The organism is Amycolatopsis sp. NPDC003731, from assembly GCF_053586895.1.
The window spans coordinates 1-14,554 of record NZ_JBSFNC010000193.1; the positions used below are offsets into that span (position 1 = coordinate 1).

A 14,554-nucleotide genomic window follows, 5' to 3' on the forward strand; every position below is an offset into this window, starting at 1 on the left:
ACCGGGGTGATGGGCCGCGGGATCGTCCAGCTGGCCGCGACCGCGGGGGTGACCGTCGAGCTGGCCGACGTCCGGCGCGAGGCCGTCACCGAGGCGATCGGCTACGTCGGCGGGATGGTCGACAAGCTCGCCGCCAAAGGCAAGCTGAGCGAAGACGCCGAAGCCGTCAAGGGCCGGCTGGTCGCCGTGGCCGCGCCCGACGCGCCCGCGGACGGCGTCGACCTCGTGGTCGAAGCCGTCCGGGAGGACCTGGAAACCAAGCGCGCCCTGTTCGCGAGCCTCGAACGCGTCTGTCCACAGGAGACGATCTTCGCGACGAACACGAGTTCGCTGTCGGTCACCGAGATCGCCGCCGGGCTGGCCGACCCCGCCCGGCTCGTCGGCCTGCACTTCTTCAACCCGGTCCCGCTGATGCGGCTGGTCGAGGTCGTCCCCGGTGCGCGCACGCACGGCTGGCTGCCGGGCGAAGCACTCGAGCTGGTCAAGAGCTGGGGCCACGAGCCGGTGCTCGCCAAGGACGCGCCCGGCTTCCTGGTCAACCACGCCGGCCGCGGCCTGAACACCGAGGCGCTGCAGATCCTCGCCGAGGCGCTGGCCGAGCCCGCCGACGTCGACCGCATCGCCCGGGACGTGCTCGGCCTGAAGCTCGGCCCGTTCGAGCTGCTCGACCTCACCGGCCTCGACGTCTCGCACGCCGTCCTCGAAAGCATCTGGAGCGGCTTCCACGGCGATCCGCGGCTGCGGCCGTCGTGGCTGACCCGGCCGCGCGTGGCCGCCGGGTTGTTCGGGCGGAAGAACGGCGAAGGCTTCTACTCCTACGCCGACGGCAAGCAGCAGGTCGCCGACGAGCCCGCCGCCCCGCCGAAGCCGGCCAGCCCGGTGTTCACCGCGGACGAGCACCTCGCCCGCGCGCTGTCGTCCGCGGGCGTGCAGGTGGTGTCCGACGCCTACCCGGACGCGATCCTGCTCGTGCCGCTCTACGGCGAGTCCACAGTGGACGCGGCGATCCGCGCCGGGTTGCCGCCGGCCCGCGTCGCGGGTGTCGATCCGCTGGGCGGCTACGAACGACGGCTGACGATGTCCGTCCACCCGGGACTCGACCCGGCGGCGGCCCGCGCCGCCTGGGGTGCGCTGGCCGCGACCGGCCACCCGGTGACGGTCGTCCGCGACGGGCCCGCCCCGATCGCGCAGCGCCTTCTGGCGTCGATCGTCAACACCGCCTGCTTCATCGCGGGCCAGCACCTGGCGACCCCGCAGGACATCGACACGGCGGTCCGCCTCGGCCTCGGCTACCCGCGCGGCCCGCTGGCGTGGGGCGACCTCGTCGGCGGCGACGTGGTGCTGCGCATCCTGTGCGGCCTGACCGCGACCACCGGCGACCCCCGCTACCGGCCGAGCCCGTGGCTCACCGAGCGCGTCGCCCTCGGCCTGCCGCTGACAACGGCCGGCACGACACCGGCGGACCTGCGGCAGTCCTAAGAGGACTGGCGGACGGGCCGGAATTCAGCGACGCCGCGGGCCGGATCACCAGCGGAAGTCGCGGGACCCGACGGCGCTGTAGGTGATGTACCCGCCTTCGAAGTCGCTGCGGTACCACCCGTTCGTCACGTACTCGTCCGATTTCGGGTACCGCAGGTAGGAGTACTCCCACCCGAGCGCCGCCCAGCGGTTCCGGATCTCGCCCTTCACCATGTGGGCACCGGTGGCCGTCGTGTAGTAGATCGAGCCGCCCTTGGTGAAGTGGTTGTAGCGGCCGCGGCCGTCCGGTGTCGCGAGTTCGTCGGTCGTGGGGTAGCCGAGGCCGCGCTCGTAGTCGAGGGCCGCCCACTTCTTCCGGATCTCGCCGTTGATCGCCCGCGCACCCGTGGCGGCCGTGTAGTAGATCGACCCGACCGTGCCCCCCTTGGCGAAGTGGTTGTAGCGGGCGACACCGTCCGGTGTCCCCAGCTCGTCGGTCGTCGGATAACCCAGCCCGCGCTCGTAGTCCAGCGCGGCCCACTTCTTGCGGATCTCACCGGAGATCGCGTGCCCGCCCGTCGCCACCGTGTAGTAGATCGATCCGACGTTGCCGCCCTTGACGAAGTGGTTGTACCGCGCGACACCGTCCGGTGTGGCCAGCTCGTCGGTCGTCGGGTAGCCGACGCCGCGCTCGTAGTCCAGCGCCGCCCACCGCTTCCGGATCTCGCCGGTGATGAGGTGCGCGCCCGTCGCCGCGGTGGAGTAGATCGAACCCACGGTGCCGTTGGCGAGGAAGTGGTTGTACTGGGCCACGCCGTCCGGCGTCGTGGCCGTGTCGGACGTCGGAGGACCGAGCAGGGCGTGCCCGCCCAGGGCGAGGTACTTGTCCAGCACCGGGCCGGTGACGTACCGGGTGCCCGTCCCGGCGCTCCAGTAGAGCCGGCCGTTCGCGTGAACGCGGTAGTGGACCGGGCCGTCGGTGATCTCCGCCCCCGCCGGCGCGCCGAGGCTCGCGCGCAACGCCGCGTCGGTGTCGTAACGCTGGTCGATCGGGGTCGCGTAGTTCGCCGTCAGCGTCAGGTCGGCCGAACCGACCGTGACGATCCACTTGGGATCCGCCGGACCGCCCTGCCAGCCGGTGAACTTCGAGACGCCGTCGATGGCCAGCGGCGCGGCCTCGACGTCGAAGGAAGCGCCTTCGGTGACCATGGCCGAGCTGACCCCGCCCGCCACCGGGATGCTCAGCTCCGCGGGCTGGGTGCCGCGCAGCGTGATCCGGTGCTGCCGCGGCAGCGCCGTGTACGTCTTGGCCGTGGTGACGCCCGCGCTGTCGGTCACCGTCGCGGTGAGCTCCATCCGGGAGTCCGGGTGCGCGGTGAACGGCTGCGAGAAGCTCGATCCGGTGCCGCCGACGCCCGGGTGCGAGTGGCACGTCGCTTCGCTCGGGCAGTGGCGCACCGCCGTGGTCCAGGTGATCGGCAGCGCACCGTCCTCGGCGTCGGACGCGGTGGCGCTCACGGAGACCGTCTGGTTCACCGCGAACGTCGTGCTCCCGGGGGTGTTCAGGGTGAGCGCCGGGGTGCGGTTGCCGGGCGCGACGACGATGGCGACCTCCCCGCCGAGTCCCAGCGGGTCCCGGACGCGCAGCTTCGCGGTGAACGACGCCGTGCCCACCGGATAGGTGTGCGACACCTTCGGGCCGGCGTCGGCCGCGGTGGTCCCGTCCCCGAAGTCCCAGTCGTAGGCGAGTGTGTCGTTGTCGTAGTCGACCGACGCCGAGCCGTCGAACGTCACCGTGCGGGTGTCCGGGTTCGTGGCTGTCGTCGCCTTGGCCACCGGCGCGGTGTTGCCGGCCGAATAGCTCAGGCGCCGCACGTTCCCGGACAGGATGTCGGCGAAGACGATGTCGCCGTTCGGCGCCGCCGCGAACTTCACCGGACCGCCGACGCCGGTGAAGACCGGCGGGTTCTCCGGCGCCTGGCTCAGCTTGCCCTGGCCGTCGTACCGCAGCGTCCAGACCTTGTTCGCCACGTAGTCGCCGAAGAAGTACGAGCCGCGGTAGGCCGCCGGATAACTGGCTCCACTGTAGACGATGCCACCGGTGACGCTGTTGCCGTTCATCGGCCCGGTGCCGTGCGTGTACTCGTGGATGGGCGGCTGGTTCGGCACGCCGGCGCAGCCCGCGAGGCCGCTGTAGCCGGGCGTCGGGCGGCTGCCCTCCCAGCACGGCCAGCCGTGGTTGGCGCCGCGCTGGACGACGTCGACCTCTTCCCAGTTGCTCCAGCCGACGTCGCCGGCCACCGGCAGGCCGAGGTTCGGGTCGATGCTGAAGCGGAACGGGTTGCGGAAGCCGCGCGCGAACACCTTGCTCGCGGTCGAGCCGGGATCGGCGGCGTCGTAGTACGGGTTCCCCGGGACGCCCTGGCCGGACGCGGTCAGGTGGAAGATCTTGCCGTAGGGCTGGTTGACGTCGAGGGCGCGCAGCGCGGCCGGGTCCATCATCCGGTAGTCGCTGCTGTCGCCGACGGACAGCCACAGCGTCCCGTCCGGGGCCGCGATGACCGCGTCGATGCCATGGACGTCGGAGGTGCCCGGCACCTCGAACAGCGGCTGCTCGCCGGTCAGGCCGGTGGGCGCCCCGGCCGCGTCCACGGTCACGGTGAACTTCGACAGCCGCATGACGAAGCCGCCGCCGGCGTTGATCGACCGCGTGAGGTAGATGGCCCGCGACGTCGCGTAGCCGGGCGCCACGGCGACCCCGACGAGGCCGAGGTCCTCCTCGGCGCGGACCGGCAGCGTCGCGATCGTCCGGCCGGCGCCGCCGACCGGCAGCCAGCGGACGGCTCCGCTCTTGCCGGTGGCCAGGACGGAGTTGTCGGGCAGGTACGCGAAGTCGGTGAGCTCGTACGGCCCCAGGCCGGTGTCGGTGTCCCGGAGGACGAACCCCGGTGGGAGCGTCGCCGCCGTCGCCACCCCCGGTGACACGACGGGGAGCAACGCTCCCACCAGGACCGCCGTCAGCAACAGGCGAAGCGTGCGCATGGCCATCCGGCTCCCTTCCGATGATCTCTTTGTCGCAAGATCAAGGGAGCCAGTTGCAGCAACGGCGATTACTTCACCCGAACGTGACTTACGCCACGTGACGGAACGTAGCGAGTTACGGGACGACCTGCACGACGTCGCCGATGTGCAGCGTGTTGAAGAACTTCAGCGACGCGGCCGGCGACAGGTGGATGCAGCCGTGCGAGTAGACCGAGAGGCTGCCCGTGTGGAACGCGTCGCCCGGGTAGAAGAAGACCGAGTTCGGCATCTCCGCGTTGTCGAATTCCTTCGACAGGTGCATCTTCTCCTTCGACAGCACGTGGAACGTGCCGGTCGGGGTCGCGTAGCCCTTGCGGCCCGGCAGCATCGGCACCGGCCCGTAGACGACCTTGCCGCCCTGCAGGATCCACGCCTTGTGCGCGGAGATGTCGACGCAGGCGGCGGTGCCCGGGGCCGCGGCCGCCGCCGCGCACGGGACGCCGGGGTCCGCCGCGGGCTTCGGGGCCGGCTTCGGCGTCGGCTTGGGCTTCGGCTTGGCCGAGGTGCTGGTCGGCGCCGCCTTCGTGGTCTCGGTGGTGGGCGTCGGCACCGTGGCGGTGCTGGTCGGCGCGGGGGTGGGGGTGGCGCTGGACGTCGTCGGCGTCCCGCCGCCGGTGCCCGCCGCGGCGACGGCCCCGCCGCCCGCGTTCGAGCCACCGGCCGAGCCCCCGCCGGAGCACGCGGCCAGCACGAACGCGGTGGCCAGCGCGGCCGCTCCCGCCAGAAGCCTCTTCACGATCCGGTACCCCCAGCTGTCTCGATCATCGCGTTTGGACACCGGTAAAGACGGCGGTCACCCGTTCGAGGTTCGTCGGGAAAGGTCACGATTTGGGTAGCTGCGGTCAACCCGGGGGTGGAGGCCGGAATCCACCCGGATCCGATCCCCGGGCCGACGAAACCGGGGCGCTGGTCGCCGAAGCTGGGGGAACCTTCGAAACCAGGGGAGCCTCGAAATGTCCAGCGTCCTGCTCTACGCGGTCATCGCCGCCTTCGTGCTGTACAAGGTCGTGTACAAGCAGGTCCGCGGCACGCTGCTCAGCCGCCGGACGCTGATCGTGCTGCCGCTGCTGCTCACGGCCGTCGGCGCGTACCTGACGCTGAAAGCGCTGCCCGGCGCGTCCGCCGCCGAGCTCGGCCTGCTCGCCGCCGACCTGCTGCTGCTCGCCGGGCTCGGCGTGCTGCGCAGCACCACGACGACGCTCACCGAGCGCGACGGCACGACGTTCCAGAAGGGCTCGGCCGTCACGATCGGCCTGTGGGCGCTGACGGTCGCGGTCCGGGTCGGTGTGATCGCGCTGGGTACCGCACTCGGCATCACGGGGCCGCTGACCTCGGCGTCGATCGCGCTCAGCCTCGGCCTGAGCATCGCGGTGCAGAACGCGACGACCTACCGGCGCATCCAGCGGCGCGGGCTGCCGCTCGCCGACCAGCGGCCGGCGGTCACCCGCTGACGCGGCCCAGCATCCGGGCGTACATCCGGCCCGGGCTGGGCACCGACGGCGGCACCAGGAAGCCCGGCAGCGGGGGCAGCCCGCCGACGAACGCACCGAGCCGCTCGTACAGCACGGCGGCGCCGGCCGGCCGGGCTTCCGGATCCTTCGCCAGCACCTCGGCGAGCAGCGTGTTCAACGGTTTCGGGACGCCCGGCACCGGCGGCGGCAGCTCCTTGACCTGCCGCTCGAACACCGCGTACGCGGTCGGCCCGTCGAAGAGCCGCCGTCCGGTGAGCATCTCGTGCAGCACGCAACCCAGCGCGTAGAGGTCGCTGCGCGGTTCGGCGCCACCCCGCTGGATCTGCTCGGGCGCCATGTAGGACGGCGTCCCCAGCAGCTGCCCGGCCCGGGTGAACTGCGCCGCGTCGGCTTCGCGGAGCACGGCCAGCCCGAAGTCCATCACCTTCACGCCGCCGTCGGGCCCGAGCATCAGGTTGGACGGCTTGAGGTCGCGGTGGCAGACGGCGAGCGCGTGGGCGGCGGTCAGCACCGCGCACGCCTGCGCCGCGATCGCCGCGGCCCACGGCACCGGCAGCGGCCCGTGCTCGGCGAGCAGGTCGGCCACCGTCACGCCGTCGACGAACTGCATGACCTGGAACAACCGGTCGTCGTGGGTGCCGTAGTCGTACAGCGTCGGGACGCCGGGGTGGTCGAGCGTCGCCAGGATCCGGGCTTCGCGCGCGAAGCGGGCTTCGAGCTCTTCGTCGCGGCCCGGCAGCCTGAGCAGCTTGATCGCCACGCGGCGGCCGAGCCTGCGGTCGAACCCGCCGTGCACCGCGCCCATCCCGCCGCGGCCGAGGGGCAGCTCGTCGAGCTCGTAGCGGTCGGCGATCAGCATCCGTTCCCCTAGTGGCCCGGCCTGAGCCGTCCTTCGACAAGTCCCGCGAAGCCTAGCCGGACCAGCTCACGGCCCGTTTCCGCCGCCTCGCGCAGGGCGGTGTCGAACTCGGCGAGGCTTGTGAAGACCCGGCCGTACTCCCGCTGGACGGCGATCGGCAGCCGCGGGATCCGCACGCGCCTGCCGTCGACCCGGGTGGACGCCGACGCGGCGGGCAGGTCGGCGGCGCGCAGGCAGCCGGCCAGGAAGCCCGCGTCCAGCCGCTCGTCGTCCACGCGGTACACGGTGAGCCCGGCGCCCACCGGCCGCGGCGGTCCACTGTGGACGTACGCGATGCCGGTCACCGACGCGACGACGTCACCCGCCTCGGCCAGCGGGTGTTCGGCGTCCGCGCGCACCGGCGCGTGCCGGACGTCGACGACGCCGGCCTTGACCAGCTCGCCGATGGTGGTGAACGCCAGCTCGGCGTCCGCCGCTTCGAGCGGTGGCAGCTGCGGTGTCAGCTGGGCGAACTTGGCGCGCACGGCTTGGAAGGCCTGGCCGGGATCCTCGTCCCGGGTGCGGCGGCGGGCGGGTGTCAGGTCGACGTCGTCGTCGAGCAGGTCGATGATCCGGACGCCGGATTCGGGGTGGCGGCCGAACTCCTGCCACATTTCTTCCACTGTGGACAGTTCGTCGCCCGCTTCGCCGAGCAGCACGGTGGACGGCGCGCGCTCGCCGGGAGCCGGCCGCCGCAGCAGCCAGAGGTCGGGACCCGCCGGCGTCAGCGTGACGACGGCGCGGACCGCGCCCGCGCGCAGCAGGTTGCCCCGGATGCGCTTGCCGCTGCGCCGCCCGGCCGCCGCGCCCGGCATCAGGATCGCCACCGTGCCGCCGGGTTCGACGTGCGCGAGGCAGTGCTGCACCCAGGCGAGCTCGGGCTCGCCGCGCGGGGGTAGGCCGTACTCCCAGCGCGCGTCGCCGACGAGTTCGTCGTGGCCCCAGGCCCGTTCGTTGAACGGCGGGTCGCACAACACCGCTTCGGCGGTGCGGCCGGCGAAGGCGTCTTCGCGCAGCGCGTCGACCGCGTGGACCTCCGCCTCGATGCCGCGCAACCGCAGCCGCAGTGCCGCGATCGACGCCGTCATCGGGTCGCTGTCCTGCGCCAGCACGGTTTTCGCGCCGCTCGCGAGCGCGAGGGCGCCGAAGCCGCACGCGGGGTCGAGGATCGTCGACACCGGTCCGGCGAGGCGGGCCATCAGCTCGGCGATCGGTTCCGGCGTCGCCGACAGCCGCCGCGAATGCGCCTCGAAGTACCGGCGGCACACCAGTTCGAACGCTTCGACCGGCCCCGCCTGGTGCGTCAGCTCGCTGAGCAGGGTGAGCAGTTCCGGGTCGTCGAGCCGGCTGTCGAAGGTGTCGATGAGGCCGGCCTGGAAGGCGAAGAAGCCGCCCGCGCGGCTGACGCGCTCGGCGAGGTCGAGGTCGTCTCCGAGGGCGCGCAGGCGCTGCCACGCGCGTTCGCCGGCGCTCAGCTCGAACTTCTTGCCGCGGGCGCGGAACCAGGCGGCGACGGCGGACAGACCGAACAGCGGGCTCGACGCCGTGCCACCGACCGGCGGCGGGAAGTCCGGGTAGCGGCGGCGCCAGTTGCTGACCGCGGCCCGCCCCACCCCGGCGAGCCGCGCGATGTCGGCCGCGCTGACCGTGGCGTCGTCGTCCATGGCGAGGACTCTATCGGAGGATGCTCCATTCAGCCGAGGCGCTTGTGAACTCAGTCAACCAATGCTTTCATGGGGGACATGACACACGATCGGTACGTCCTGCGGTACGCCGCCGGGTCGGACGTCGGGAAGCGTCGCCGGGTCAACGAGGACGCGGTGTACGCGAGTTCCCGCCTGCTCGCCGTCGCCGACGGCATCGGCGGCCAGCCGCACGGCGAGGTCGCCAGCGCGACGGCGGTCGACGTGCTGCGCGAGCTCGAGGTCGACCTGCGACGGCTCGATCTGACGAACGTGGACCTGGCCGCAACCCTGACCGGCGTGGTCAAGTCGATCGCCGATCGGCTGCACGAAGTGGCGTCGCAGGAGCCGGCGACCGAAGGCATGGGCACGACGCTGACGGCCCTGCTGTTCGACGGCATCGAGTTTGCGGCGGCCCACATCGGCGACTCCCGCGGCTACCTCCTGCGCGAGGGCGGCCTGCGCCGGCTGACCCGCGACCACACGCTGGTCCAGGCCCTGGTCGAGGACGGCCGCGTCGCCGCGGAGGACGCCGAGTCCCACCCCCGCCGGTCGTTGCTGATGAAAGCGCTTCAGACGGCGGGCTCGGGCGACCCGGACATCTGGACGTTCAAGGCCAAGCCGGGAGACCGCTACCTGCTCTGTTCGGACGGCCTCAGCGGCCCGGTCCCCGAGGCGACCTTGCGCGACGTCCTGGACGCCGGCCAGGAGCCGGCCGAGGTGATCCCGGAGCTGATCCGCCTGGCCAACGAGGGCGGCGGCCCGGACAACATCACCTGCGTGGTCGCCGACGTCACGGCCTGACCCACCTTCCGGGCCGCGCGGGGCCATCCGGTATCGTCTCCTGCGGAGGATTGGCCGAGCGGCCTAAGGCGCACGCTTGGAAAGCGTGTTGGGTTCACGCCCTCGCAGGTTCGAATCCTGTATCCTCCGCCGTTTGATCAGGCAAAACGCCGGGTGCCCCGCTTAGGGACGCCCGGCGTTTTCCGTCTTAGTCTCAGTTCTAGTCTCAGTTGCCCCGTCGGGGCTCTCCTGGGAGCCCAGCAGTCGCTCGCAGAGACGACGCAGGGAAGCGGCCAGCACTAAGTGAGTCAGACACACGGACTCCAGCCGGAAGCCCTGCAAGGCATCAACGGCTTGCAGAGCACTTTCTTGGGGACGCCGATGGCCAACTAGTCAGCCGAGCAACGCAACCGCGTTGAAACCGCACTCGACCGGGTCCGCCATCAGATCGGACTGGTGCTGGGCGCGGCAGCCGGGGCGCGCCAAGCCGCGGAAGCCGACCTTGCCAAACTCGAACTGGAGCGCGACATCGACCGCGTCGGCATGAACCAGGCGAGTGCGGGACAACAGAACGAGTGGTCACGACGCAGTGCGCATGTATTTGTGGGACATCGGGCAGCTCACCGCGATCCTGCCCGACCTCCACCCGCTCAGCCGCACGAGCGCCCTTTCGCTGTTCGACCTGTGCACATCCGCCGTATCCACGCGACCGGGATGCAGGCCGGGCACACGCAGCTACGGAATGTTACAAACCTGCTGAGAGAAGCCCGGTAAGGGCTCGTGGACGCCCAGGCCAAGGCCGATGCTGGGCTGCCTCAGCAGTACGTGCAGGCCGGCGAGGAGCTGGACCAGCTCTCTCGTCCGCCTGTCCACTGCCTAAGATCTGGTGAGCGGATAGCGGTCGCGCCCTGTAATTGGGGACATTACCCCGGTCGCGCTGGTCTCACCGACATATCGGCCGCCGCGTGTAGCAAGGTCAGCAGTGGAACAAAACAGCTGTGACCTGGAGTAGCGCTGGCCAGCAATTAAGTATGCGAGATCCGTGCCAGGTCATCGCCGGCACGCACCGTGATCGGCCGGGCCCCGGACGTTCCAACGTCCGGGGCTTTGCTGATTCCGTACCCGTGATCACTCGGCACAATCAGATGATCACGCTGAGTCGTTGGATCTGTTTCAATGGGTACACCCCACGGATCAACTTAGACAGCAGACGGGCGGCCTCCTTCAGGCAAGAAGACCGCCCGTCACCACTGAGGCCAGTCGGCACCCAGTCGGCTCACTCACCCGCACGACAGAAGATCATCGGTCAACGCCTCCTACAGCATCGGACCGGCGACTTCGCCAACGCGCACGAAGGGCGAACCCCCATGACTTTAACTCCTCCGCCTAGCCCTGACCCGAACGATGATCTTCGACGTGTCGAGGCGCTTGCGAGAGACGCCGATAAGTCTGCAGGTGATAGCCGATCGCGCATGGCGCGCTGGGTTAGCCATGCACTCACAAATCCCCAAGCGGCCCGTTACGTGCTGTGGATCATCGTGGCCATCCTTTTAGCCGCAGGCCTACTTGGCGTCCAAGTCGACGTAGGCCCGGTCCATGTCGGCCCCACAGGATTCTCGCGCATCGACGAGCCGCCGGAGACGCCAAGGCTTAGTGTTCAGCCTTCAAACCGGTCAGGTCCTGCCGGCGCCCACAGCAGACCGTCAACTCGATGAGCAACGCCGCGCCTTATGCGATCGGTCACGTGCTGGTACCTCGCTGCCATGGCCGTGCTCGACCAACCCATGATGGACATGACGGTCCGTTCCGGTACCTCAAGCAGCAGAAGAACCGTCGCGGCGGTGTGCCGGGCGTCGTGAAGCCGCCGCTCCCCCACCTTGGCCTCGCGCAGCAGCTCCTTCCAGTGGTGGTAGTCGGTGTTCGGCACGAGCGGCTGACCGGTCGGCTTGGTGAAGACGTAGCCGGTCTCCTCCCACAGGTCCGCCGCCAGGGCGCGTTCCTGCGCCTGGGCCGCCTGGTGCCGCGCCAGCAGCAGCGCGAGTTGCTTGGGCAGCCCGATGTACCGCTTGCCGGCCCGCGACTTCGTCGGCGCGGTCTCCCGACGGGTCGAGACGCGGTGCGGGCAGTACCCGGCGAACTTCCGGCCGCACGGCGTCGAGCAACCGTGCTTGTACTTCGGCCGGAGCCGGTTCCGTCGTACGCCGATTTCGGGCGCGTGGTGCTCGAAGCACGTGGCGCAGAACGGAGACCCGTGCTTCTTGCACGGCCGGTCCCAGCGGTCCCAGTTCACGTCCGGCCACTGGATGCCCAGTGCTTCGCCCTGGCGGAGACCCAGCGCGAGAGCGATGGCCCAGCGTGCGCTGTTGCGCCTCAGGTTGGCCGTTTCGAGAATGCGCTGGATCTCGTCGACCTCGTACGGTTCGTAGTCCTGCTCTTCTACCTTCGGGGCACGGGCGAGTTCCGCCGGGTTGTCCGTGATGATTTTGCGCTTCTTGGCCTCCTTGAGCGCGGTGCGGATGGTGCGGTGAACCTGGTGTACCCGCCCCGCAGCGGAGCCCTCGCGCATCATCTTGCGGTAGAGCTTTTCCAGGTGGTCGGGTTCCAGCCTGTCGCCCGTGTGGGACCGCTGGAGACGGTGCGCGCCGACGCCCGGGATGAGGTGAACTCGGCACGCCACCTCATAGGCGTCCCACGCATTCTCGGTGATGGTCGGTGGCGCGACGATGTTCTCAAGCCAGTGGGTCAGCCAGGACTCGACGGTCCAGTTCTGCCCTGCCTTGCGGACGCGCCCTTCGTCGCGCTCGTTCTCCCACTCCCGCACCTTGTTCCGGACCTTGGCCTCATCCTTGGACATAGTGTGACGACGGTCCGGCTTCCCGTTGTCCTTGCGGCCGACCGTCACGCGACCGTGCCAGTGGCCGTCCGCTTCGCTGAAGTAGACGCTGCTCGCGCCGTTCGGAGCGCGCGTGCCCTCGGGGCGCTTCTTCCTTGCCAATTGAAAGTCCTTCCTCAGGCAGCGGTCTCGCCGGCGGAACCGGCGACCAGGCGGGCGGCGAACGCTTCGATGGCGGATACGGAGATGCGGCGGAGGCGGCCGATGCGGACGGATTCCAGCGCGCCGGAGCGGACCAGGCTGTAGGCCGTGGTGCGGCCGATGCCGAGCCGTTCCCCGGCCTCTTCGACGGTCAGGAGAACGCGCGGCGGCAGCGGCCGGGGCGCCGGCCGTGGGTCGTCGTCGTGAGTCGCGAGGCGTTCGGCGAGCTGGGCGAGACTGGCGGCGAGCTGAGCGATGTCGTTGGCGGTAGCCATTGGTGGTGAGCCCTTCGGGTGGCGGTGCGGGTGGCGGTGATGCGCATGGGCTCTCCTCGTTCTGGTGTGGTCGGTTGTCGGTGTTGAGGGGGTAAGCCGTACCAGCCGTACCAGCCTCGTTTTGCCTGGTCAGGTGCGGTACGGCTTGATTCCGTGGTACGGCTTGAGCCGTACCAGGACGTTGCGGCGGTACGGCTTGAGCCGTACCAGGCGGGGAAGCCGTACCAGGGCTGACCTGCGGAAATGAGGCTGGTACGGCTGGTACGACTACCCCGCCCGGCGGGTGTCAGGCCGACCGCGCTCGGCGGAGTGGAATTGCGCCCCCAGCGGCCTCTTCGCTGTCGCGTTCGGCCGGGGCGTCGGCGCAGTAGCGTGCCCACGAGTCGGTGAAGTCGGCCCGGCGGTAGCCCTTGGCCTGCCCGGCACCGGGGAACCGCATGGTGTCCGAGCGGATGCCGTACTCCTTGAGCAGACTGCCGAGTTTCATGGCGGTGAGCCCGGTCGCGCCGTACTCTCGCCACGGCGACTCTTCCAGCGCGCGCAAGCGGTGCAGCAGTTCAGCTGTCGGCAAGGCGAGTTCGTCGCCGAACGCCGTGCGGCAGTCGGTGAGCAGGCGTTGCCGGTCGGAGCCTTCGTTGTCCTCGTCGGCAGTGGCGGTGAGGGCGAGCACGGCGGCGCGGGAGCGGTCTCCCCAGGTGCCTCCGGCGTGGTCGGCGACGGCCACGAGTGGTTCCCAGGTGTCGGCGGCGCGGTCTTCCACGGGCATCTCCGGTTCGGCGGTCTCCAATGTGGACAGGTCGGCGCGCAGCCACGCGTGCAGGTTGTCGGCGAGCAGGCGCAGCGCGGGCCGGTCGCGGCGGTGCCGGTAGGGGGCGACGGTTTCACCGGGCGCGCGGCGGCGCATCCGGGCGATGACCGCCCGGTCCTCGATGGTGTCAGGCATGGCCCCGATTCCGGCGAGGGCGGCCATGGCGAAGGTGGGGATGGACTCGACGCGCTGGTTGGTGGCGTCGTAGCGCTTGGCCGGCCGGTTGCGCTGGTGCCCGGCGTTGAGCAGCCCGCGCAGGTCCTCGTTCCCGTCCGCTTTCGGCCCGAAGATCGTGTCCGCCTCGTCCACGAGCAGGGTGGGCGGGTCCTCGGACACCGACCGGTACACAGCGGCCGGGCTACTGTTGACCGTGATGAACGGGTTGTGGCAAGTGGCCTCGACGATGTCGAGCAGCCGCGACTTCCCGCAGCGCTTCTCCGGCGCCCGAATCACCAGCCGGGGCGCATGCGCCCACGCCGGTTGCGCGTGGGTGGCCGCGATCCACAGGGCGATGGCGTCGGCGGTCTCGGGGTTGGGCAGAGCCACGTACCGGGTGAGCGCGGCCCGCAGTGAGTCGAGCAGGGCGGCCCCGTCCAGGGTGGACGGTTCGAGGTCGTAGGTGCCCATTGGTGCTCCCTCGTTGTTCGGCGTGCTGGTGGTCATCAGGCGGCCTCTCGCGTAGCGATCCAGGCGTTAACCCGGGCCCAGGACGCGGCGGCCTGTGCGCGGATCTGGTGCGGCGTCAGGGCGGGTCGGGTGGCGATGGCGCGGCGGCGTTCGAGTTCGGCGTAGGTCGGCGCGGCGGCGAGGGCGCGCCAGTCGGCGGCGGCCGACACGGCGTTCGAGGTCTCCCGCAGCGTGCGGCGGCGGTCCCACTCGACCCATTCGGCAAGGAGTTCGGTGACGTGCGGGCTGGTGGCCAGCAGTCGCCAGGCGGCGGCGTCGAGGGTGAGCGCGCGGTACTCGGTGAAGGGGATGGTGACCCGGGTGGCCGGGCCGGCGGCGGCGGTGGTGTGCGTGGTCAAAGCGGGTCCTCACGTCGGTCACACGGGGTGACGGTGTG

The 14,554-nt window shown here is 70.8% G+C and carries 11 protein-coding genes, 1 tRNA gene and 1 pseudogene; 5 read left to right on the plus strand and 8 right to left on the minus strand.

Translation table 11 applies throughout. From position 1 onward, the window contains the following. Positions 1-1,479 (plus strand): 3-hydroxyacyl-CoA dehydrogenase (locus ACWDN5_RS42330; RefSeq protein ID WP_449680234.1); only part of this gene is annotated, 1,479 nt, incomplete at its 5' end. 45 nt (positions 1,480-1,524) lie between these two features. Here ACWDN5_RS42330 and ACWDN5_RS42335 read toward each other — a convergent pair. Further along, the gene (locus tag ACWDN5_RS42335; protein WP_449680235.1) at positions 1,525-4,506 is read right to left on the minus strand and encodes a PQQ-dependent sugar dehydrogenase; all 2,982 of its coding nucleotides are present in this window, start codon (positions 4,504-4,506) and stop codon (positions 1,525-1,527) included. Between the two features lie 109 nt (positions 4,507-4,615). Beyond that, positions 4,616-5,275, minus strand: a complete 660-nt coding sequence (locus ACWDN5_RS42340) for a L,D-transpeptidase (RefSeq protein WP_310969333.1) — start codon at positions 5,273-5,275, stop codon at positions 4,616-4,618. Between the two features lie 217 nt (positions 5,276-5,492). On the opposite strand from ACWDN5_RS42340, the gene ACWDN5_RS42345 reads away from it, so the two are divergent. Continuing rightward, positions 5,493-5,990: a hypothetical protein gene (locus ACWDN5_RS42345; RefSeq protein WP_449680236.1), complete on the plus strand. Its 498-nt coding sequence runs from the start codon at positions 5,493-5,495 to the stop codon at positions 5,988-5,990. Here ACWDN5_RS42345 and ACWDN5_RS42350 read toward each other — a convergent pair. Together ACWDN5_RS42350 and ACWDN5_RS42355 are read right to left on the minus strand one after the other, a co-directional pair. Beyond that, on the minus strand, positions 5,980-6,870 hold the full coding sequence (locus tag ACWDN5_RS42350; RefSeq protein ID WP_310969336.1) for a serine/threonine-protein kinase: 891 nt from the start codon (positions 6,868-6,870) through the stop codon (positions 5,980-5,982). The two genes, ACWDN5_RS42345 and ACWDN5_RS42350, sit on opposite strands and share 11 nt — an antisense overlap. A gap of 8 nt (positions 6,871-6,878) precedes the next feature. Then, entirely contained in the window at positions 6,879-8,573 is a 1,695-nt protein-coding gene (locus ACWDN5_RS42355; RefSeq protein WP_449680237.1) for an HsdM family class I SAM-dependent methyltransferase, read from the minus strand. 78 nt (positions 8,574-8,651) lie between these two features. Between ACWDN5_RS42355 and ACWDN5_RS42360 the strand changes: the two genes are divergently transcribed. The 3 genes and pseudogenes from ACWDN5_RS42360 to ACWDN5_RS42370 all read left to right on the plus strand — a co-directional run. Next, positions 8,652-9,395 carry a PP2C family protein-serine/threonine phosphatase gene (locus tag ACWDN5_RS42360; protein WP_449680238.1) on the plus strand — a complete coding sequence of 248 codons (744 nt, stop codon included), beginning with the start codon at positions 8,652-8,654 and terminating at the stop codon, positions 9,393-9,395. A gap of 44 nt (positions 9,396-9,439) precedes the next feature. Next, positions 9,440-9,524: transfer RNA gene (locus ACWDN5_RS42365), tRNA-Ser, on the plus strand. Between the two features lie 243 nt (positions 9,525-9,767). Next, positions 9,768-10,121, plus strand: a pseudogene (locus ACWDN5_RS42370) (hypothetical protein); the annotation flags it as partial. A gap of 910 nt (positions 10,122-11,031) precedes the next feature. Here ACWDN5_RS42370 and ACWDN5_RS42375 read toward each other — a convergent pair. The 4 genes from ACWDN5_RS42375 to ACWDN5_RS42390 all read right to left on the minus strand — a co-directional run bounded on the left by ACWDN5_RS42375 (position 11,032) and on the right by ACWDN5_RS42390 (position 14,516). Further along, positions 11,032-12,369 (minus strand): tyrosine-type recombinase/integrase, encoded by a 1,338-nt coding sequence (locus ACWDN5_RS42375; protein ID WP_449680239.1) that lies wholly within the window; start codon positions 12,367-12,369, stop codon positions 11,032-11,034. A gap of 14 nt (positions 12,370-12,383) precedes the next feature. After that, complete coding sequence (locus ACWDN5_RS42380) at positions 12,384-12,683, minus strand: helix-turn-helix domain-containing protein (RefSeq protein ID WP_449680240.1); 300 nt, start codon at positions 12,681-12,683, stop codon at positions 12,384-12,386. Between the two features lie 286 nt (positions 12,684-12,969). Further along, positions 12,970-14,118, minus strand: a complete 1,149-nt coding sequence (locus ACWDN5_RS42385) for a DUF3631 domain-containing protein (protein ID WP_449680241.1) — start codon at positions 14,116-14,118, stop codon at positions 12,970-12,972. 35 nt (positions 14,119-14,153) lie between these two features. Next, positions 14,154-14,516: a hypothetical protein gene (locus tag ACWDN5_RS42390; RefSeq protein WP_449680242.1), complete on the minus strand. Its 363-nt coding sequence runs from the start codon at positions 14,514-14,516 to the stop codon at positions 14,154-14,156. Between the last annotated feature and the right edge of the window lie 38 nt (positions 14,517-14,554).

Bases quoted from the DNA above. Each gene is read 5' to 3' on its own strand.
- ACWDN5_RS42380 (WP_449680240.1), bottom strand. From the start codon at position 12,683: ATGGCTACCGCCAACGACATCGCTCAGCTCGCCGCCAGTCTCGCCCAG.
- ACWDN5_RS42385 (WP_449680241.1), bottom strand. From the start codon at position 14,118: ATGGGCACCTACGACCTCGAACCGTCCACCCTGGACGGGGCCGCCCTG.
- ACWDN5_RS42350 (WP_310969336.1), bottom strand. From the start codon at position 6,870: ATGCTGATCGCCGACCGCTACGAGCTCGACGAGCTGCCCCTCGGCCGC.
- ACWDN5_RS42360 (WP_449680238.1), top strand. From the start codon at position 8,652: ATGACACACGATCGGTACGTCCTGCGGTACGCCGCCGGGTCGGACGTC.
- ACWDN5_RS42335 (WP_449680235.1), bottom strand. From the start codon at position 4,506: ATGGCCATGCGCACGCTTCGCCTGTTGCTGACGGCGGTCCTGGTGGGA.
- ACWDN5_RS42345 (WP_449680236.1), top strand. From the start codon at position 5,493: ATGTCCAGCGTCCTGCTCTACGCGGTCATCGCCGCCTTCGTGCTGTAC.
- ACWDN5_RS42355 (WP_449680237.1), bottom strand. From the start codon at position 8,573: ATGGACGACGACGCCACGGTCAGCGCGGCCGACATCGCGCGGCTCGCC.